This window comes from Pseudomonas sp. LBUM1655 (genome assembly GCF_059716085.1).
Window position 1 is genome coordinate 875,652 of sequence record NZ_CP166801.1, and the last position, 18,364, is coordinate 894,015.

General features: G+C 55.9%; 13 protein-coding genes, 1 other RNA gene and 1 pseudogene. 6 read left to right on the forward strand and 9 right to left on the reverse strand.

Features of this window, described 5'->3' with window-relative positions; genetic code table 11:
• The first annotated feature begins 206 nt into the window (after nucleotides 1–206).
• The 4 genes from ACA074_RS03780 to ACA074_RS03795 all read left to right on the forward strand — a co-directional run bounded on the left by ACA074_RS03780 (nucleotide 207) and on the right by ACA074_RS03795 (nucleotide 6,845).
• Nucleotides 207–1,691: a type I restriction-modification system subunit M gene (locus tag ACA074_RS03780; protein WP_497678474.1), complete on the forward strand. Its 1,485-nt coding sequence runs from the start codon at nucleotides 207–209 to the stop codon at nucleotides 1,689–1,691.
• The gene (locus ACA074_RS03785) at nucleotides 1,691–2,893 is read left to right on the forward strand and encodes a restriction endonuclease subunit S (protein WP_497678475.1); all 1,203 of its coding nucleotides are present in this window, start codon (nucleotides 1,691–1,693) and stop codon (nucleotides 2,891–2,893) included. Before ACA074_RS03780 ends, ACA074_RS03785 begins: the two co-directional genes overlap by 1 nt.
• A 138-nt stretch (nucleotides 2,894–3,031) precedes the next feature.
• Nucleotides 3,032–3,367, forward strand: a complete 336-nt coding sequence (locus ACA074_RS03790) for a 3'-5' exonuclease (protein WP_497678476.1) — start codon at nucleotides 3,032–3,034, stop codon at nucleotides 3,365–3,367.
• 1 nt (nucleotide 3,368) lies between these two features.
• Nucleotides 3,369–6,845: a DEAD/DEAH box helicase family protein gene (locus ACA074_RS03795; RefSeq protein WP_497678477.1), complete on the forward strand. Its 3,477-nt coding sequence runs from the start codon at nucleotides 3,369–3,371 to the stop codon at nucleotides 6,843–6,845.
• A gap of 361 nt (nucleotides 6,846–7,206) precedes the next feature.
• On the opposite strand, the gene ACA074_RS03800 is transcribed toward ACA074_RS03795, so the two are convergent.
• The 5 genes and pseudogenes from ACA074_RS03800 to ACA074_RS03820 all read right to left on the reverse strand — a co-directional run bounded on the left by ACA074_RS03800 (nucleotide 7,207) and on the right by ACA074_RS03820 (nucleotide 10,889).
• Nucleotides 7,207–7,386: a hypothetical protein gene (locus ACA074_RS03800; protein ID WP_497678478.1), complete on the reverse strand. Its 180-nt coding sequence runs from the start codon at nucleotides 7,384–7,386 to the stop codon at nucleotides 7,207–7,209.
• Between the two features lie 43 nt (nucleotides 7,387–7,429).
• Complete coding sequence (locus ACA074_RS03805; RefSeq protein ID WP_497678479.1) at nucleotides 7,430–8,326, reverse strand: recombination directionality factor; 897 nt, start codon at nucleotides 8,324–8,326, stop codon at nucleotides 7,430–7,432.
• A gap of 90 nt (nucleotides 8,327–8,416) precedes the next feature.
• A pseudogene (locus ACA074_RS03810) lies at nucleotides 8,417–9,418 on the reverse strand (YqaJ viral recombinase family nuclease).
• A gap of 79 nt (nucleotides 9,419–9,497) precedes the next feature.
• Nucleotides 9,498–10,466 carry a DUF932 domain-containing protein gene (locus tag ACA074_RS03815; protein ID WP_497678480.1) on the reverse strand — a complete coding sequence of 323 codons (969 nt, stop codon included), beginning with the start codon at nucleotides 10,464–10,466 and terminating at the stop codon, nucleotides 9,498–9,500.
• A gap of 72 nt (nucleotides 10,467–10,538) precedes the next feature.
• Nucleotides 10,539–10,889, reverse strand: a complete 351-nt coding sequence (locus tag ACA074_RS03820; RefSeq protein ID WP_497678481.1) for a hypothetical protein — start codon at nucleotides 10,887–10,889, stop codon at nucleotides 10,539–10,541.
• A gap of 258 nt (nucleotides 10,890–11,147) precedes the next feature.
• Here ACA074_RS03820 and ACA074_RS03825 point away from each other — a divergent pair, with 258 nt between their 5' ends.
• Both ACA074_RS03825 and ACA074_RS03830 read left to right on the forward strand, forming a co-directional pair.
• Complete coding sequence (locus ACA074_RS03825) at nucleotides 11,148–13,127, forward strand: ATP-binding protein (RefSeq protein WP_497678482.1); 1,980 nt, start codon at nucleotides 11,148–11,150, stop codon at nucleotides 13,125–13,127.
• A 240-nt stretch (nucleotides 13,128–13,367) separates the two neighbouring features.
• Nucleotides 13,368–15,185, forward strand: a complete 1,818-nt coding sequence (locus tag ACA074_RS03830) for a hypothetical protein (RefSeq protein ID WP_497678483.1) — start codon at nucleotides 13,368–13,370, stop codon at nucleotides 15,183–15,185.
• Between the two features lie 380 nt (nucleotides 15,186–15,565).
• Here the strand turns inward: ACA074_RS03830 and ACA074_RS03835 are convergent, their stop codons facing one another.
• The 4 genes from ACA074_RS03835 to ACA074_RS03850 all read right to left on the reverse strand — a co-directional run bounded on the left by ACA074_RS03835 (nucleotide 15,566) and on the right by ACA074_RS03850 (nucleotide 18,257).
• On the reverse strand, nucleotides 15,566–16,822 hold the full coding sequence (locus ACA074_RS03835) for an integrase domain-containing protein (protein ID WP_497678484.1): 1,257 nt from the start codon (nucleotides 16,820–16,822) through the stop codon (nucleotides 15,566–15,568).
• 184 nt (nucleotides 16,823–17,006) lie between these two features.
• Nucleotides 17,007–17,399, reverse strand: a transfer-messenger RNA (tmRNA) gene (gene ssrA / locus ACA074_RS03840).
• Nucleotides 17,400–17,495: 96 nt separating this feature from the next.
• Entirely contained in the window at nucleotides 17,496–17,771 is a 276-nt protein-coding gene (locus ACA074_RS03845; protein ID WP_489879272.1) for a PA2433 domain-containing protein, read from the reverse strand.
• A gap of 204 nt (nucleotides 17,772–17,975) precedes the next feature.
• Nucleotides 17,976–18,257 (reverse strand): PA2433 domain-containing protein, encoded by a 282-nt coding sequence (locus ACA074_RS03850; RefSeq protein WP_489879271.1) that lies wholly within the window; start codon nucleotides 18,255–18,257, stop codon nucleotides 17,976–17,978.
• Nucleotides 18,258–18,364 lie beyond the last annotated feature (107 nt).

The window sequence follows — 18,364 nt, forward strand, 5'->3', positions numbered from 1 at the left end:
TAGTGGTCAGCACAAAGTGATAGTGCGGGGCTGTTGTCTTGCTCACGAATGCATAACGATGGCCTGTCGGATAAGTAACTCTATTTAGTGCTATTCGTTACACTGCACATACCTTGCCAGGCCGGTATTTTCCCGCTTGGCATACTGCCCGCAACGTAACGAAGCCGGGCAGTAACCCCATTATTCAATTCAGGCAGTCATACACAGTGATCACAGGCGCTATAAAATCCCAAGTTGACCAGATCTGGAATGCGTTCTGGAGCGGCGGTATTTCCAACCCTATGGAAGTCATCGAACAGATGACCTACCTGCTGTTTATCAAGCGCCTCGACGAGTTGCAGACGGTTAAAGAGCGCAAGGCGGCGCGTACCGGGCAGCCGATTGATAAGCCGATTTTCAGCCCCTACCAGGCGCATTTGCGTTGGGCGGCGTTCAAGGTTCTGGGTGATCCGGTCAGCCTGTACGCGCTGATTGCCGACAAAGTGTTCCCCTTTATCAAAACCCTTGGTGGCGAGGATGGCGAGTCCACCTATGCCGGGCATATGAAGGATGCGCGTTTCACCATTCCTAACCCGGCGCTGCTGGTCAAGGTAGTGGACATGCTCGACGCCATCCCCATGGAAGACCGCGACACCAAGGGCGACCTCTACGAATACATGCTCGGCAAAATCGCCAGTGCCGGGCAGAACGGTCAGTTCCGCACGCCCCGGCACATCATCAAACTGATGGTCGAGATGATGGCGCCTAAACCGTCGGACACCATTTGCGATCCAGCCTGCGGCACTGCTGGTTTTCTGGTGACAGCTGCCGAATACCTCAACACCCACCACAGCCACGAGTTGTACCAAGACGCCGCCAGCGCCAAGCGCTTTAACCACGACACCTTCCACGGCTTCGACTTCGACAGCACCATGCTCCGCGTCGGCTCGATGAACATGCTGCTGCACGGCGTGGAAAACCCGGCGATTGAAAACCGCGATTCCCTTAGCGAAGGCCATGCTGGCGTCGAAGGCCAGTTCAGTTTGATTTTGGCCAACCCGCCCTTTGCCGGCAGCCTGGATTACGAGGCTTGCGCCAAAGACTTGCAGCAAATCGTTAAAACAAAAAAAACCGAGTTGCTCTTTCTCGCCCTGTTCCTGCGTCTGATGAAGGCCGGTGGCCGCGCGGCGGTGATCGTCCCGGACGGCGTGCTGTTTGGCGCCAGCAAGGCGCACAAGGCGCTACGGCAGATGCTGGTGGAAGAGCACAAGCTGGACGGCATCGTCTCCATGCCCTCCGGGGTGTTCCGCCCTTATGCCGGGGTGTCCACCGCCATTTTGCTGTTTACCAAAACCAATTCCGGCGGCACCGATAACGTCTGGTTCTACAACATGCAGGCCGACGGTTTCTCGTTGGACGACAAACGTACCGAGCTGGACGCCGGCAAACACGAAACCAACAACCTGCCCGACATCATCAAGCGCTGGCACAACCGCAACACCAGCGTTGACCTGGACCGCACCGCCCAGAGCTTTCTGGTGCCCAAGGCCGAGATCGTCGGCAACGACTACGACCTGTCGATCAACCGCTACAAGCAAGTGGTATACGAGGAGGTGCAGCACGAGTCGCCGCTGAAAATTCTGGTCGAGTTAAAGGTGCTGGAAGCGGAGATTATGCGGGGGATGGATGAGTTGGAGGGGATGTTGAAGTGATGGCTCGTATGGAACATGTCACGCGGCTCGGTGACTTGACGACGCTTATTTCTAGTGGATCAACACCGAAAGGTGGCTCGGAAATCTATCTGAGCGAAGGTCCAGTTATGCTCATCCGAAGTCAGAACGTCAGGATGAATGCGCTTACCCTAAATGACGTGGCCTATGTCACTCATGCGATTGACGCTAAAATGAAGCGCTCTCGCGTCAGGTATGGCGATGTGCTTTTGAATATCACGGGGGCATCAATTGGACGAGTGGCAGCATTCGAGCTGGAGGATGTCAGCGCAAATGTAAATCAGCACGTCTGCATCATTCGGCCTAAATCTGAGAAGCTATTTACCCGCTATCTCACGCACCTCATCAGCAGCCAGGCTTTTCAAGTCGAGATTGATCGGCTCCAGCGTGGCGGGACACGGCAGGCGCTCACATTCAGTCAAATATCTGACTTCAAAATCCCGCTCCCGCCACTCCCCGAACAATGCCGTATCGCGGCGATTCTGGACAAGGCCGACACGCTGCGCGCCAAGCGTCGCGAAGCCATCGCCAAGCTCAATCAACTGCTGCAGTCAGTGTTTCTTGAAATGTTCGGCGACCCGGTGACGAATCCGAAGGGTTGGCCGGAAAAAACCTTATCTGAAGTGGTCAATGAAGGAACGATTGTTACGTATGGGATCGTTCAGGCGGGTGAGGAATATTCTGGTGGCATTCCATATATCCGCACAGGTGATATCACTGCTGGAAAAATAGTTGAATCTGGAATGCGGCGAACCTCTCCAGAAATTGCAAAAAAATTCGGTCGGTCTCGGGTTGAAACAGGCGACATCGTCATGAGTATTCGAGCAACTGTGGGAACAACAGCACTTGTGCCGGCATCCTTGGACGGCGCAAATTTAACGCAGGGAACTGCCCGGATTGCTGTAGGTGAAAAAAACGACAGAAATTTTGTTTTGCATCACCTTCGCACTGCTGGAACTCAACGCTGGATTCAACGACAGGTTAAGGGCGCGACATTTCAAGAAATAACGCTTGGGCGACTGAGAGAGCTGCCTATGGTGATTCCACCGAGAGACCTACAGGATAAATTCGGGTTGATATGCGAACGCTTCAATTGGAGCTCCATCGCCTCCCAATCAAGTTTGGAGAAATTAGATAAGCTGTTTGGCTCTCTGCAATATCGGGCATTTACAGGAACCCTATAAGTCGTGACCCACGAAACCAAAGCTCGGTAGGGTGTATCACGCTTCACCGATCCACCGGCGGCCGATGGTGGATGAAACGCGTCATCCACCCTACAAATTAATCAGTGCCCCTGGCACGCCAAGGAACAGGCAAACCAAATGGCTCAATTCTTCCCCTCTCGCTCCACCTGCCGCTTCGACAAGGGCCATGGCAAGTTGTATGGCCGCGAGGATGCAGTCAAGATCGTCAGCATGCATTCGAGCAAGGGCTTGGAATTCGGCCTGGTGCTGATCACTAACCTGGGTGAAATGCCGAAGAAGGGTGAGGATGAGGCCGAGGAGGCGCCCCTGCTGTATGTGGCCATGACTCGCGCGATCGATCGGCTGGTGATGACTTATCGCGAGCCCTCCAGCTTTACCCGCAGAATTCAGGACTCAATCGGCAGCGTGCGCCAGCACCTAACCGAGATGGACTCACAGAAGGCAGCCGGCTGATATGAGCAACTTTGAATTTCTTATCCCCGAGTTCAAAACCCTGTTTGAGCCGGCCAAGGGCGCAGAGCAGTTGGTGTATTCCGACCCACGTGCCTGCTGCATGCGTACCCGTCATGCCCTGGAGCAAGCCGTACATTGGCTGTACGAGCATGACCGCGACCTGCGCATGCCTTACGACAATGGCCTTAATCTGCTGCTGACTCAGGTTGAGTTCGTGCGCCTGTTGCCGCCGCAGATCCATCAGAAGGCGCGGCTGATTCAAAAATTTGGCAATCAGGCCGTGCACGCCAATCAACCGATTGGCTACAGCGATGCGTTGAAGCTGTTGCGCGAGCTGTTCCATCTGCTGTTCTGGCTGGCGCGCACCTACACTCGCGCCAGCGACCCGAAAAGCATCGACGCCGCGTTCGACGAAAAACGCGTGCCGCATCTGGTCAGCGTCAGCGATGCGGCAGCCTTTACCCGCGATGAGTTGAAAAAGCAGGAAGCCAAATTCCAGCAACAAATTGCCGCCCAGCACGGCACCCTTGAAGCCCGCGAGGCGGCGATTGCTGTGCAGGCCGCAAGCCTGAGCGAGCGCGAGGAGTTGCTGGCGAAGCTGGATGCCGAACTGGTTGCCACCCGTGCGGCGCTGGCCCAGGCCAAGGCAGCCAATATTGCGGTGCCGGACAGTCATGATTACGACGAGGCCGACACCCGCCGTTTGTTTATAGACGTGCTGCTACGCGAGGCCGGTTGGGAGTTGGGCAAGAACGCTGATGTCGAAGTGCCGGTCAGCGGCATGCCTAACACGCAGGGCGAGGGTTTTGTCGATTACGTACTGTGGGGTGCCAACGGCAAACCGCTGGCGGTGGTGGAAGCCAAACGCAGTCTGAAAGACATCACTGCGGGACAGCAACAAGCCAAGTTGTATGCCGATTGCCTGGAGGCCGAGAAGGGCCAGCGCCCGCTGATTTTCTACAGCAACGGCACGCACACCGAGCTGTGGGACGACCGCCGTGCGGGGCCTCGTGAAGTACAGGGCTTTTATTCCCGCGAAGAACTGGAGCTGGCGATTCAGCGGCGCAGCCTGCAAACCGACTTGCGCGAACTGCCGATCAATAGCGAGATTGTTGAACGGGCTTATCAGCACCGGGCGATTCGTGCGATGACTGAATCACTGAGCCAGGGCCATCGCGCAGGTTTGCTGACCATGGCCACCGGTACCGGCAAGACGCGGATGTCGATTGCCTTGATCGAGCTGCTGATGCGTGGCAACTGGGTCAAGCGTGTGCTGTTTTTGGCTGACCGGGTGGCCTTGGTCAAACAAGCTACTAGTGCCTTCAAGGAATTCCTGACGGACTCCAGTCCGGTCAATCTGGTCACCGACAAGAAAGGCCAGGGCCGGGTGTATCTGTGTACCTATCCGACCATGATGGGTTTGATTGAACAGATGGAGGGCGATCGGCGCAAGTACGGTGTTGGCCACTTCGACCTGATCGTCATCGACGAGGCGCACCGCAGCGTGTACCAGAAGTACGGCGCGATTTTCCGTTACTTCGACAGTTATCTAGTCGGCCTAACCGCCACCCCGCGTGACGAAGTGGATCGCGATACTTATCACCTGTTCGGCCTGGAAACCGGCGTGCCAACCGATGCCTACGGCCTGAATGAGGCTGTGGAAGACGGGTATCTGGTGCCGCCCAAGGCGTATTCGGTGCCGATCAAGTTTGTTCGCGAAGGCATTCGCTACGACCAGCTCAGCGATGATGAAAAAGAGCACTGGGAATCGCTGGATTGGGGCGACTACAGCGCCGAGGGCGATGCGCCCACCGAGGTGCTGGCGTCTGAGGTCAACAAGCAGCTGTTCAACGAGCCAACTGTTGACCTGATGCTCAAGCACCTGATGCAGAACGGCCTTAAGGTTGAGGGCGGTGACAAGCTTGGCAAGACCATTATTTTTGCGGTTAACCAAAAACACGCCGAATTTATCGCCCGGCGCTTTAATCATCACTACCCGCATTTTAATGGTGAGTTTGCGCGGGTTATTACCCATGCAGTGAGTTATGCGCAGAGCCTGATCGATGACTTCAGTAGCAAGCTCAACAAGCTGCCACAGATCGCCATTTCGGTGGACATGCTCGACACCGGCATCGACGTGCCGCAGGTGCTGAACCTGGTGTTCTTCAAAGCCGTGCGCTCGAAAGTGAAGTTCTTGCAGATGATCGGGCGTGGCACGCGCCTGTGTCCGGACTTGTTTGCGCCAGGCGAAGATAAGCGCGAGTTCGCCATCTTCGATTTCTGCGCCAACTTTGAATACTTCAACGAAAACCCCAAGGGCGCGTTGGGCGGCATGGCCGAGCCGTTGGGTAAGCGGTTGTTCAAAGCGCGGTTGGATTTGCTGTCGCTGTTGTCTGCCAAGGCGGCCCCTGTGCAGGGCAATCAGGCTGAAACCAGTGGCCAGTACGATGCCTTTGTCGAACTGCGCACGGAGTTGACCAACGAACTGCACGACGAAGTCGCGGCGATGAACCAGGACAACTTCATTGTGCGCACTGAGCTTGAGCACGTGAGCCGCTTTGCCGAGCGTGAAGTGTGGAATGCGCTGGATGAGTCGGCGCTGGGCGATCTGCGCAGCCATGTCGCGGGTCTGCCGAGTGAACGCGCTGCTGAGCACATCACCGCCAAGCTGTTTGATCTGGTCTGCCTGAACCTGCAACTGGCATTGCTGCGTTCAACCAGCGACTTCGTAACCTATCGCGACAAGGTGGTCGAGCTGGCCAGTCAGTTGGAAGTGATGGAGAGTATTCCGGCGGTGCATGCCGAGCTGGCGTTGCTCCAGGACGTGCAAACCGACGAATACTGGCAGGACATCCGCTTGCCGATGCTTGAACAGCTGCGCCACAGGATGCGTGAGCTGATCAAGTTTATTGAGCGCCGCCCAAGTAATCCGGTGTACAGCGTGTTGAGTGATGAGATTGGCGAGCCGACGGTGGTCAACCTGAAAGACTTCAACACTGGTATCAACCTTGGGCAGTACAAGAAAAAAGTCGAAGCTTATATCCGCGCCAACGAAAACCACGTAGCCATCGCCAAGCTCAAATTCAATCGACCACTGACACCGAGCGACCTGAGCGAGCTGGAGCATTTCGTCTACGAATCGGAGCCGGTACAGAGCCGCGAACAGTTCGAACAGTGCTATGGCGCTGACCAGCCGCTGACCTTGCTGATCCGCTCATTGGTAGGCTTGGACCGCAACGCTGCCAAAGAAGCTTTCGGCCAATTCCTCGACGAGAAACGCTACAGCAGCCAGCAAATCCGCTTTGTCGAAATGATCATCGAACGTCTCACCCGGCAGGGCGTGATGGAGGCAGGACAACTCTACGAACCGCCGTTTACCGCACTGCACCACGAGGGATTAGACGGTGCGTTTGGCGACGCTGATGCCAACGCGATTGTTGCGGTGATCGAGGCAATCAAACGTAGTGCGGCGGCGTGATGGTGGGCCAGGCGCACTATCAGCGGCCCTTTACGCTTAACGGCAGCATTCTGTCGTTGGTGGCGGAGATTGCTCAAAGTGTCGGCCGGTTAAGCGGCCAGGCTCTGGGGTAGTTCACGTGGTAGTGCCTGTGTGTACGGTCAGCGAGCATTTGCGCAACATTTATGACTCGGGGGGGGGATTTGCAGCGGGAGGCAACTCTCCGGAAATTCCCGTCGGTTCAAGCGGAGGGTGATATCCGCAAAATCATCATCGAAGAAGACCCTGTTCGCGTGGCAACGGACAAAGCTTATTCAAAAAAATATATGGCTGAACAGCCAGCGTGAGCAAGATTTCGGCTGCTCTCGCTGGTCTGTGCCATTTACCGGGGAGGCTTGCCGGCCTTGTTCAGCAGCCAGCAGAGAAACCAGCACGCCAGCGCCACGACTATCAGCAGCGGTGGAAAGCGCAGCATCAGCACGATACTCACAACCAGCGCCCCGGCTGCCGCAAGCGCGCCGATGAACGCCAACAGACAGAGCAGAAATCGCAATAGCATCATCTCGGTTCACCAAAAAACTGCCTGAAGCCAGGCAGGCGATAGGTCAGTGGGTTTGGGCGGCAAGCACTTCCAGCTTGCCGGCTAGTGAATTGAGGTTGGGTTGTGGCGTTTCGCTTTGAGCGTTGGTGGATACCGCATCTGGGCTGGAAAAGAGCTCCTCGATCACAGCGCCGCTGTCTTCCTCGCTGTCTTCAAAAGCGCCGTTACCAAAGCCACGTCGTGCGGCCTCATCCAGTGCTACCTGATCGAATCCAGCTCCTTGCCGTTGTGCATCAAGATCGTTGGCAGCCTGCAGCGCTTGGGCCATATCCATGCCGCTACGCACGGTGATGTCGACATAGAAGATCGGTGTGCCATGGCTCTGCCGAGTTGACTTGCCACGTAGACGCAGCTCCAGCGGTAGGCAGGCTAGCCGGTTGCCCGAAATAGCCTGGAAGTAATGCAGGCGTGCGGCCAAGGTGCGGATGCTGTTGAAACCGGTGGTGCGGAACACAAAGCTGCCGAGCGGATCGTCATCGCCAATCAGTACATTCAGCCGGCCGTAAGGTTTGCAGGCACCGCTTTTAGCCAGCGGGCAGGCATCCGGCGAGGGGCAGGGCAGCGACTGCATGCCATCCTGGGTAACACGCTTGCAAGTCTCTCCATTGCCCACGCACAGCGGCCTGCCAGTCTGCCGATCAAACAGGGTGTAATCGGCGCGGAAGTTCAACTCGGGCTCGTTGAACAGCAGGCGTACTGGGATGGTGCGCAGCTTGTCCTCCTGTTTTTTGCGCAGTTCCTCATTGAGCGGGTGCAGTAGCCAACCGTCCCGCCCTTGTACCTGCGAAGTAATGGTGAACTGATCATCTTTCTCCGGCAGGCGCTTGCCGTTTTTCTCGATGACCTTACCTATTGAGATTCTGCCCAATACGGGCGGAGTTATTGCCAAACCTTTGAGCATGGTGGTTCTCCTGGAAATGAAAAAAGGCCAGCCATGCAGAACGAACTGCATGGGCTGGCCAAGGGGAGGGAATGGTTAGGTGTGTTGGGATTAACCGACCAGGAAGCGCCTGCTGCCTTCCTTGAGCTTGGTGTAGCGAACCTGCAGGTAGGGTTTGTCCTTCAGCATGCGTTCAACATCGAGCACGTTGCTGTCTTTGGATTTCTTCCAGCTGATAAAGCCGTGGCTGAACTCCGCGCGGGTGGTATCACCCATGGCCTGCTGCAGCAACTGCTTTAGCTGGGCTTCGCGCGTTTCCTTCTCGCTGATGGATTGGCGCACAGCCTTGAGCTCTAGGTAGGCCGCTGCCAAACCAGCGCGGCCACTGAAATCAGCGGTCTGGCCGTTGTCCTCCGGATAGAGCGCGCGCAGTGCCATTTCAGCCGAGGCGGAGCCATCAGCAGGCGGTGGCCTGTCGGTCTCGACGTAGTGCCAGAACTTACGCTCCAGCTCGATCAGGCGGGCAATCATCTGCTCGTCCCGTTCGATGCGGTGAATCTCCAGCGTCTGGCCGCCCAGCAATACAGCGACATCCGCAGCTTGCTTGCCGGTGACTGCAAGCTGATGCATTACCTGCAGTTGCACATACTCGGGCACGCCTTCTTTCCAGAGGCGTGCGCCGTTTATGCCGGCTGTCTTGCATTCGAGGATTTGCACATCGTCAGCCCCGATCACCTCGCGGTCGATGTTGGCGAGCATCCAGGACAACTCAGGGTTTGGGTGCTGCAGTACGGCGTTGATGCGCCGTACGCGTTTGCTGGTGCGCTTGCTGTAATGCCAAGCCACGATCGGCTCCAGCACATTGCCCCAGTACATCGGGCTTTCCTCATCGTGCGGATCGGCCTTAGGCAGGGTGGTATCGCGACCTGTTTTCTCCAGCCACAGCTCTAGCTGCGACTTTTAGGGATTTAGGCCAACTGCAGCGCCAGCATCCGAGCTGCCGATGCCCTGTTTACGCACCATCAACCAATCTTCACGAGGCAGTTCCTTGGTACTGATTAAACGCAGCGCCGGGCGCGGCTTGCTGGCGCGGCTCAACGAAGTAGCTTTCATAGCGTTCACCTTGTGGGCATAGAAACGCCCGATCAGCAACCAGGCTGATCGGGCGTTATGTGGTGGAGGAGGTTAGCGGTCAGGCGACCAGTTGCAGAGCGGTGTCCAGGGCGCGTTGCTTGATCTGCGCGCCTTGGCCGAACCAGGCCGAGTCCATGCGGTACTCGTTGCTGCGGGCGCGGCGCTCGTGATCGACAAACTCGGTCACGGCATTGAGCAGGCCCCAGGCTGTGCCGCGCGCCGAGTCAAGCTGGTTGCCACGTCCACGTCCCTCATACAACTCCTGGACCTTGCGCAGCGCACGCTCGTTAGGCAGCACCTCAGGCAGTGCGCCGGTCGGATTGGTCTCGCACAACACGTTCATAAAGAAACCCAGAGCCTCATGCCACTGCACCTTGCGCTCGGCCAGCGCCCGCATGCGGTACATAAAGTCGTTCCATTGCGAGACGGCGATGCCAAGCTGCTTCTTTACTGCCTTCGGATCGAAGCGCGTGTTGTGCGGAACCTTGATCGCGTGGCTGGTGCCGTCTAAGGCGATGGTCAGTGTGTTATTGCAGACCACGCGAACAGTGGTGGGTGTCGCGGTAGTCGCCAGGGTGCCGTCGCAGGATGTTGCCAGCAGCAGGTAGCCGTTAACCTGGTCGTTACCCTTGAGCGCTGCACCTTGCCCGGTACGCGCCAGCGCCCAGAACTTGCGTCCACCTTTGAGCACGCCGGCTGTTTCCAACTCGTAGCCAGAGACCTCGGTCAGGTCTCGGTAGAACTCCAAAACTTCCCTTGGCTGCACGGTGTGATAGCGATTGGAGACCACCGATAGCGGTGCCTTGGTGTCCGAGCGGAACAGCACCTTCTGTTCGGGGAACGAGTGGATAGCGCCCAGATGGCCGACGGCATCCGACTTGAAATGCACGGGGCTTTCCTGGATTTTCCAGTCCATGCCGGCTTCGCGTTGCCAGACCTCGATGGGTTGTTTCTGAGTGAGCGGATTGCCCAGGCCATGCCATGGGGTTGCGCCAGCGTAGGCCATTGTTTCGACGAGATGAGCCATGGTTGAGATTCCTTTAGGTGCACGCCGGCCTAAAGCGCTGAGCATGCGCAGTCCCGGCAATGATTGATGGGGTTAGAAGTTAGGAGGCTGTTTGGATGTAGGCAGGTTGAAGCGATGACCACAGAGCAGGCAGAGGTTGTGGGCCAGGACGTGGCGGTCGAGCGATTCGCCCAGCTGCGCGCCGAGCGCACAACCACCAACCCCACCGGCCAGACCGCCGAGGATGGCTCCTGACACGGAACCGAGCGTGATACCGACAGGACCGGCAAAAGCGCCAATAAGCGCACCAGCCTGACCGCCAGCCAGTGCAGCACTGACGCCACGCGCAGCACCACCTACGGTACCGATGGCCGCGCCGACTTTCATGGCGTGATGGAAGGATGCAACTTTGGGGGAGTGACAGCGAGGGCACTGCAATGACATGGGATGAACCTTCTTGGTGGTGATGTCATAGCAGTAATGTGTGGTTGAGATTTTTTTGAATCGAATGACTTTGACGCTAGCTAATCGCCCGAGCGTGCGGCAGGCTGCTGTCACCCATAGCTGCCTGTGACGACCGGTTGAATCGGCAGCCCAAAGCAGCCTGTCAGCACATTTTGTTGACTGCCCACTTCGGCTGAAATCGGCCTCCCCTACATTCAAGGAGTTGTGCAAGAATCGTCGCAAAGGGAGAGGGATCGTATGACAAAAAAACTAGTATTCAAGGGCAGTGCTGCCATCGGTAATTCCGGAATTAAAAGGCACTTCAAGAATGCGGTGCCTTGGCAACCTCTGTTCGAGCTGGTTTGGAATGGCTTCGATGCTGCTGCGAGTTTTGTATCGGTCGATGTAGCCGAGAACGAGATGCATGGCCTGGAGCGGGTTGTTGTGTTGGACGATGGTGATGGCATTGAGTTCGACGCACTGACCGACACATTCGGTAGCTTTAACGACTCGGCGAAGAGAACGAACCTCTCGCTGAAGGGCGAGCATGGCCGCGGACGCCTCGCGTTCCATATGATTTGCCGCAACGCATCATGGTTCACTAGATGCAACGGCGTCGACGCAGTTATCTACGTTGCCGAGCCGACCATCAAAGACTTCGAAGGTCGGCTTCTGGAGGGGGCTGAGCAGAACGCGGATCTGTTGAGACAGGGAAAAGGCACTCTAGTAGAGCTCACGGACTTCACGGGCGCTCTACCAGAGTTGGACGCGCTACGCGAAAAGTTCTCCGTTGAGTTCGGTTGGTACCTTGCCGTACATCCCGAGAAACAAGTAGTGCTAAACGGCGTCACTATTCAGATTCCGGAGCATGAAGCCTTCCAGAAAGAGATCGCGACCGACGACGCTATCTTCCAGGCTCAGGTGATTCGCTGGGAGCAACGGCCCACCTCGGAGAAGTCGTACCTATACCTGCTCAATTCTAGCGGCGCGCCAGTCTACAAGGTGTTGAGCTCGCTTAACCAGAAGCCTAACTTCTTCACCAGCGTGTGCGTAACGTCGGCATGGGCTGATACCTTCTCGAGCGAGCAAGATCTGCTGAATCCAGAGGCACATACACTGGCATCGCCAACCTGGAAGAAGTTCAAGTCCGAGTTGGACCGCCTGAGCCAGTCCATCTATGACAAATTCCTGCGCATGCGAGCCGAAGAGGTGGTGCAGGGCTATGAGGATGAAGGCTACTTCCCGAGCTATGTAGGACTGGATGACGCGGAGAAGGCATGGCGACATCAGCACACTCGCGGCTTGGTGCGGAACCTCTACATTGCCGAGCCTCGTGTGTTCAGCAACGCCACCAAGAAGCAGGCAAAGCTCATTATTCGCCTGTTGGACCGGCTCGCTGTTTCAAACGAGAACGACGCGCTGTTTGAGGTGCTAGAAGGTGCGCTCGACCTCGATGCGAAGTCGATGCAAGTCCTCGCGAAGCAGCTGCATCGTACGACCTTAGAGAGCATCGTCGCGAGCATCGAGGTGCTGCAGCGACGAGCCGCTGCAGTGCAGCAGCTGCGACACGTCATGAACGAGCACTACCGCGAAGTTCGTGAGACTCCTGATCTGCAGAAGGTCATCGAGAACAACACGTGGTTGTTCGGAGCACGCTACGAGACTATTGGTGCGGAAGAAGACACCTTTGCAAAGGTTGCTCGTCGAATGCGCGACGAGGTCATGGCTCGAACCTCCCTGAGCATGGATGACGTAGACGATGAGGAAGACCTGCCGGGGGCAAGGCGGCAAGCAGACCTCTTTCTGGCACGTAAGTTTCCCTCTACTGATTCCCTGGGGAATAAGGTCTACAGATGTATCGTGGTGGAGATAAAGCGACCGGCGATTTCCCTGAACAAGAAGCACCTTCGACAGCTGGAAGACTATGCAGACATCATCAAGCGTCAGCCGGAGTTCAAGTCAGAAAAAATGCATTTCGAGCTCATCTTACTCGGGCGCCAAATATCGTCAGCAGACACCATCATTCCTAGTCGCTTGAACAACCTGATTGCACGTAGCGATCCCGGGTTGGTGGCAGACGACCCACGCATGAAGCTATACGTCATGAACTGGTACACGTTGCTCGATGGGTTTGAGTTGACGCACGGTTTCATGCTCGACAACCTCAAGCTCAAGCGAGATGACTACACCGCAGCGTCCAAGGATGACCTAGTTGCGGAGTTGCAGGCAGAACACTGAAAAAAGAGCGCCACACCGAACGAGCGTGACGAGATGGGAGGGTAAACGTCTGCTTCTGGCCGGGAGTACGTGTGGCCTCTGACAGAAAACGGCCAGTAGCGATCCTTCACGACAGCCTGCTATTGCTCGCAAGAAGCCATGCCCTGTTGAGGCGTATTCATCTGGACAGCCTAATGGCACTGGGCTATCGTCCCAGCCTGACGGACTCCACGTTTCACCCCTTGCCGTAGGGAAACGGACATGATCGATGAGCTTCAAGCCAGCAAATCCTGCTACTTCTATCGCCAAAAAGCTCCGATCACAACGGTCGCGATCACGACTTTGTTCCGGGCGGTCAGAGGGGCCCAAACGTCCCCCTCGAACAACCTTTTCTCTTTCATACGGCAGTCCCATGGGGCGTCAATCTGGTCTGCTCTGTGCTTTCAATTCGACAAGACACCAGCTTTTCTGCCTGGCACTGACGATGTCATCGACCGGGTAACCGGATATTTGCTGATAGTCGAGCACCGTGATCATGTCGCCATTTTTAAATCTCAGATCGACGTTCCTGCTGATTTCTCCAAGCGGCACCTGCAGCGCATCGGCGCGCAGGATGTCGACCGTGGACTGACCAGCAAGGACTCGATATTCGCCCGAGTTCGGCTGAGGCATATGACGCTGTCCCACTTTGCTTTGCGCAGCAAGACACTTGAGGGAGAGAACCTACAGAACAACGTGGGCATGGCATCCTCGGCTCGATTTGCCCCACTGGGTTACAGCTTCACTGAGGCGGACGAACACTTTTCAACGACGCCGCGAACTGGACGGATTTCGCTTCGTGCGGATCGTGCTGGCTATCTGGAGCTGGTTGATTATGCCTGCAATATGATTGACCGCTTGCACCCTCGACCCGGAAGGCCATCGTCCTCCCCTTTTCTTGCAGCTTTCGCGCGAGCGCTAGAGCTAGCTGATCTGACGGCTAGCCCTACCCAACTTGCGGTTGATACCGCAATCCTCGGACAGGCCATTTTTGACGATAAAATCATCCGCTTGGTCAAGCGTGACGGAGGGGGCTATCGAGAGCTGCCAAAGCTAGAGGTCGATCCAATACTCGCAGAGCTAACAGATGTCTTGGGGGTCGCCAAAAACGTCGCCGGTAAGCTGCTGGTGTCCCAGCCTGCGACAGGCGTTGAGGTAGGTGAGATAGCGATAAACAAAACGCGAATCGCCTTGAAGCGCCTTACGTTACCTCTGCTCGCCGATGTCTATGTCGAGGATACTGAGTTTGCTCTCGGGGCGGACAATGATCGCATCCCGCTAAAGCAGTTCATCGACAAACAGGACACGTTCATTGTCCTCTTCGACCAGCCGCGCTTTGCCTACTTGGACGGAAGTCTTTATCAGGACGATTCTTTGGTCAACGGTGGCACTCAGTTCCTGGGCTACCTATTCGGCAATGCAGAGCTGGCAACCGTCACGGATGAGAAAGGTGCCTTTACCGCTGCCCATCGTACGTTCGACCCAGACTCAACGTTCGGCGCGGTACTGTCGACAATTGCCCCCGAGGACGATGTCATAGTCTGCGATGATCTCGGTGATGAATGGGCTGATTTCATTGGTTTTCGAACGGATCCAGCCTCCCCGAGAGTTACCTTCTACCATGCCAAGCACGGAGAACTGACTCTCGGCGCCAGCGCGTTTCACGTTTCTGTCAGCCAGGCTATCAAGAACCTGGGTAACCTCACATTGCCTGCTCCGGCCATGACCAAAAAGTTCGCTCGGTGGGGTCGGCTTTATACCAACAACAGGGTAAGGACTGGTATTCATCGCACATGTCGTGGCACACCCGCTGATTCCAGAACTGCGGTGGAGTTTTGCAGGAATGCCCCTCACACCTTCAAGCGGGTGGCCATCGTGACCTCATCACTGAGCAAGGCTGCAGTCGAGCAAGCCTTTCAGAACATCGAAGCGGGCCACACTGCCAGCCCCTACTTCGTCCAGCTCTATTGGTTACTGTCGTCCTTCTTTGCTGCCTGTTCCGAGGTCGGAGCCTTCGGATGCGTGATATGTCAGGAATGATGGAGTAGGCTCAAAGGTACGGACTCATTGCGTCATCCAGTCCCAATCGCTGGCCTTATTCCAGTTCACCGCTTCGAATTACCTGACTTCCCCTCAGCGTGCACAGTTGCTCAGGCGGCGCCTCATTTTTTTGCCTGGTAGGATCTGAGTTCACTATTTACTGGCTAATCTAACGTGTCCACTAGAAGTGTCTTTGCACGACTAAGATATAGGCTTTGCCAGATTCTCAAACCATCGTCCGCTACTGGCAAAAGGTGGACTCTATGGCGTTTTAGACATGTGCTATCCATGAAAGTCGGAGCCATCGCGCACTGCTGAATGGAATCCTGCTCAACGCACGAGCCCGCCAGCGTAGCGATGGGGTGAGTGAGGCCCTTGGATCAACGTATCGAGACGACTTTTCGGTCCCGGTTTTCGGCCAAAGCTGACACAGAGAGGTTGCCGGTGGCAGCCTCCTGGATGTGCTCGCTCCACCAAGCCATCATCGGACGCCTGCGTTCGATATAGTCTGCCCGGTTATAGGCACTGCGAACTTCGTCCTTGTCGACATGGGCAAGCGCCACCTCGATCAACTCCGGCTCCCAACCGTGCTCGTTGAGGATGGTGCTGGCCATTGAGCGCATGCCATGGCTTACCAAGCGTCCCGCGAAGCCCATTCGCTTCAGTGCCATGTTGGCGGTCTGGCTGTTGCAGTGGCTGCGAGGGTTACGGTCGGCAGGAAACACGTATTCCCGATGTCCGCTATAGGGTTTGATCGCCTCCAAAAGCGCCAGTGCTTGATCGGTGAGCGGCACGATATGTATGCGTCGTTTCTTCATGCGCTCAGCAGGGATCATCCAGGTACGCTTTTCGAAGTCGATGTCGGCCCAGCGCACGGTGGCTGCTTCTGCTGGGCGGGTCATGGTGTTGAGCTGCCATTCGATCAGGCAGCGCGTGGTCCTTTTTATGCTGGCATTGGCAATTGCCACCATGAGCTCTTTCAGCTCATCGGGAGCAAGCGCCGCCATATTCTTCTTTTTCGGTTTCTTGAAGACGGAACGAATCCCGCTAAGCGGGTTTGCGTGAATCAGTCCCGAGTTGACCCCGTGAATCATGATCTCGTTGAGTCGCTGACTCAGTCGCTTGACTGTTTCCAGGCTGCCTTTGGTTTCAAGTGGTCGGAGTAAGTTGATGACTTGAGGGGCGCTGATGGCTGCAATCGGTGTGCTGGCCAAGTCCGGGAAAACGTGCAGCGTAAGGGAGCGCCAGATGTCCTCGGCGTAGGCTGGCGTCACTTCATCTTTTTTCAGTTCATGCCAAGCCGTCGCCACGTTTTGAAACGTGTGCTCTGTTGCGGCTTTTTTCACTTGGCGATCAGCATTTCGCTGCTCTTTCGGATCTAGTCCCTGAGCGACAAGCTCCCTAGCTTCAACAGTCCGTTTACGTGCTTGGGCCAGGCTGACTTCGGGAAAGGTACCTAATCCCATGTTGATCCGTTTTTTGGTCACGGGATGTATATAGTTGAAATTCCACAGCCTTGAGCCATTGATTCTCACTCGCATTTGTAGGCCGTTGCCATCCGTGAGCGTGTAGTCCTTTTCCTTAGGCTTGGCGGCTTTGACTTTCATGTCTGAAAGGCGAGTGGCTTGGGCGCACATGGTGTATTCCAATACTGTTTGTGTATTCCAAAAATTACCATCTGGGGGCTTGGAATACCACTTGGAATACACGTTTGCATGGATGTCTATGGACGCTGATGGATCCTGGTGGCGCTGAAAGCCCCGTATTTACTGGATTTAAGGCACAAAAAAAGACGTCCTTGGACGTCTTTAGATGTTGAAGTGGTGGAGCCGGGGGGATTTGAACCCCCGTCCGCCAGTACTCCGCTGTCGGTACTACATGCGTAGCCGTGTCTATTAAGTTAACCCTCAGCGACCCGACGGGCAGGGTGCTTTGGGCGAGTTGTGTAAGTTTTAGCCGCTTCGTCCACAACGTACTGCACGGCGATTCTGTTCTATATGACAATCATTTTGGGTTTACAGACATCCCCTGATGATTGCTGGACCCGAAGGTACCAGAAGGGAAGGCTAAGGCTGCTTACGCAGCGAGAGCGTATTCCCCGTAGGTTTCGTCATTGGCAACTATAAGAAGTTGCAACAGTGGATTTACGAGTTCTGTTACCAACTCGGCATGCACCTAAAGTTTCGCAACCGGCGTCGAATCCTAAACGGCCCCGAACTCATTGCTCAGTACATCTTGGTGAGCAACAAGCCTGCGCAGTGTACGCCAATCGGCGAGCAAGGCCAACCCGAAGGTTGGCCTTGTGGTGGGTCAGTTACGTGTTGGATTGCGAATCTGCATTTTGGTGATCAGGGCAGAGGTGACCTCTACGCAATCTTTGTCATTGCCGGCCGCCTGCGACGCTTGGGCCTTCTCCTGTGCTTCCTTGACGTTGTTCATGGACGATTCAGGAATGGATGGCTGACTGGTCACGAAGTCTTTTATGGTTTGAAGATTCCCGGCACAAAGGTCTTTGTCTGCCGCAAACACCGGCGACGTCAGCAGGGCACCAGCGATGAACAATCCAGCAATTGCAGAAAGCTTCATGGGTATCTCCTTGAACGGTTGGGCTCGGTGCTGCCGGATGATCTGGCGGCGATGCCGAGTTCGTAACAGGCCGCGTTTCGTAGCGGACCTGTTCAATCGACCGCGACGGCACGCAGGAATTCGGTTTTTTTGTAGCGGGTATGAAAAAGTAGGATCACCCCTTCAAACCGATCAGGCCGACTCGAATGTTAGTCGGCTCTTGGGTTATTTGTTGGTGTTCCCCGTCGATTTCTGGATTTCCAGAAGGGTTTGCTGGGTTTCGGCAAGACATTCGTCGGTTTTGCCTTGGGCCCTGAGGGCCTGGGCTTTACTAACACTGGCCGAGACGCGTGCATTCAGATCGGGCGACGTCTGGTATTGCGTCTTGGCACTTTCGATTTGATTCAAATTGGCATCGCACAGGCTTTCTGGCTTGCCTGCGGCGAACGAAATGGAAGCCATCATCGAGGCAGTAACGAACAGACCTAACAGTACAGAACGCTTCATGAGTATCTCCTTGCACTGAAGAATCCAGACTTCGCTGACCGTCAAAGCGGGCCACCGAAAAGAGGACAAGCCCCGAGTGTTCGGGGCTTGTTCTGTGGACTGTCGTC

Coding starts and splice junctions, on each gene's coding strand:
- ACA074_RS03785 (WP_497678475.1), top strand. CDS start 1,691: ATGGCTCGTATGGAACATGTCACGCGGCTCGGTGACTTGACGACGCTT.
- ACA074_RS03835 (WP_497678484.1), bottom strand. CDS start 16,822: ATGTGCGCCCAAGCCACTCGCCTTTCAGACATGAAAGTCAAAGCCGCC.
- ACA074_RS03850 (WP_489879271.1), bottom strand. CDS start 18,257: ATGAAGCGTTCTGTACTGTTAGGTCTGTTCGTTACTGCCTCGATGATG.
- ACA074_RS03795 (WP_497678477.1), top strand. CDS start 3,369: ATGAGCAACTTTGAATTTCTTATCCCCGAGTTCAAAACCCTGTTTGAG.
- ACA074_RS03845 (WP_489879272.1), bottom strand. CDS start 17,771: ATGAAGCTTTCTGCAATTGCTGGATTGTTCATCGCTGGTGCCCTGCTG.
- ACA074_RS03820 (WP_497678481.1), bottom strand. CDS start 10,889: ATGTCATTGCAGTGCCCTCGCTGTCACTCCCCCAAAGTTGCATCCTTC.
- ACA074_RS03805 (WP_497678479.1), bottom strand. CDS start 8,326: ATGCTCAAAGGTTTGGCAATAACTCCGCCCGTATTGGGCAGAATCTCA.
- ACA074_RS03825 (WP_497678482.1), top strand. CDS start 11,148: ATGACAAAAAAACTAGTATTCAAGGGCAGTGCTGCCATCGGTAATTCC.
- ACA074_RS03830 (WP_497678483.1), top strand. CDS start 13,368: ATGATCGATGAGCTTCAAGCCAGCAAATCCTGCTACTTCTATCGCCAA.
- ACA074_RS03800 (WP_497678478.1), bottom strand. CDS start 7,386: ATGATGCTATTGCGATTTCTGCTCTGTCTGTTGGCGTTCATCGGCGCG.
- ACA074_RS03790 (WP_497678476.1), top strand. CDS start 3,032: ATGGCTCAATTCTTCCCCTCTCGCTCCACCTGCCGCTTCGACAAGGGC.
- ACA074_RS03815 (WP_497678480.1), bottom strand. CDS start 10,466: ATGGCTCATCTCGTCGAAACAATGGCCTACGCTGGCGCAACCCCATGG.